Annotated in this window: 1 protein-coding gene; it reads right to left on the reverse strand. The window is 45.0% G+C overall.

Translation table 11 applies throughout. From position 1 onward, the window contains the following. The coding region (locus ACS8FC_RS14440; protein WP_439297271.1) for a S41 family peptidase at window positions 1–1,214 on the reverse strand (1,214 nt) is incomplete at both ends.

The raw sequence follows: 1,214 nt of genomic DNA on the forward strand, positions 1-1,214 counted from the left end.
GATAAATAGTCCTAGCATCTTGGCAACTTCATCCAACGAGCCACCAGGGTTATTACGTAAGTCGACAACCAGACCATCGATATTTTCTTTGTTTAGTTCCTTTAATGCTTTTTCGGTATCGATACTGACACTACGGTAGTCTTCACCATTACGGCGGGCACGATAGTTCAGATAAAAGCTCGGTATCTCAAGAACACCAATGCGTTTTGGCGTTTTGTCGATATTAGGACGTTGCACCTCTACCACGCGCTGAGTCACACCTGATTCTTCTTGCTGGATAATATCACGCACAACGGTGACCGTACGGGCACTGGCATCTGGCGTATTAGGTTGACGTAATTTGAGCGTGACAGACGTACCGCGCTTACCGCGAATCAAGCTGACAATCTCACGCGTTGACCAGCCAACCACGTCCGTCATGGTTTCGCCATCTTTTGCGATACCAACGATCAAGTCATTGGGCTTGATTTGACCAGATTTGGCCGCTGGACCACCATCGACCAAGGTCACGATACGGGTGTAATCTGGGTTTTTACGATCAGGACGGATAGAAACACCGATGCCTTCTAACTGTAGACTAGATTGAATCTGTAGTTCAGTTGCTTGAATCGGCGCATAGTAGTTACTGTGCGGATCATAGGTCAGCATTGCCGTGTTTAGGATAGTCTCCATGATTTCATCATCTTTGAGACGCTTAAACTGCTCTTGCTGACGTGACAAACGATTTTGCAAAATCTCATTTGGCGTACGTTCATCGTTGCGTACCAAGTCTTGTCCACGAGTGATATCTGGATTGCTTAAAAATACTTTTTCTTTGGCTTTTTCGTCTTCTTGGCCCAGTGTGATACTCATCAGCTGGAATTTTAGCTGACGTTCCCAATAGTCACGCTGCTCTTTTTTGGTTTTGAAATGGCCGAGCTTTTCACGATCAAGAATGATGGTGTCATCACCGGTCAAATCAATATCTTTCTTGAGCATCTTGGTTGCCATGGCAAAGTATTCGTTTGAGCGTTTGCGATAACGATCAAAGACCTCTACCCCTGCCGATAGGTCGCCTTGCTTGAGGCGAGCGCCAAAATCATCGGCATGCTTTTTCTTCAGCTCATCGACATCAGATTGCAAAAACAAGGTATGATTTGGATCGAGACTATCAATATACATTGATAAGATTTCGCTACCGGTTTTACTATCTAATGGCTGGTTAAGATAATGAC

The organism is Psychrobacter sp. 1Y4 (genome assembly GCF_051847555.1).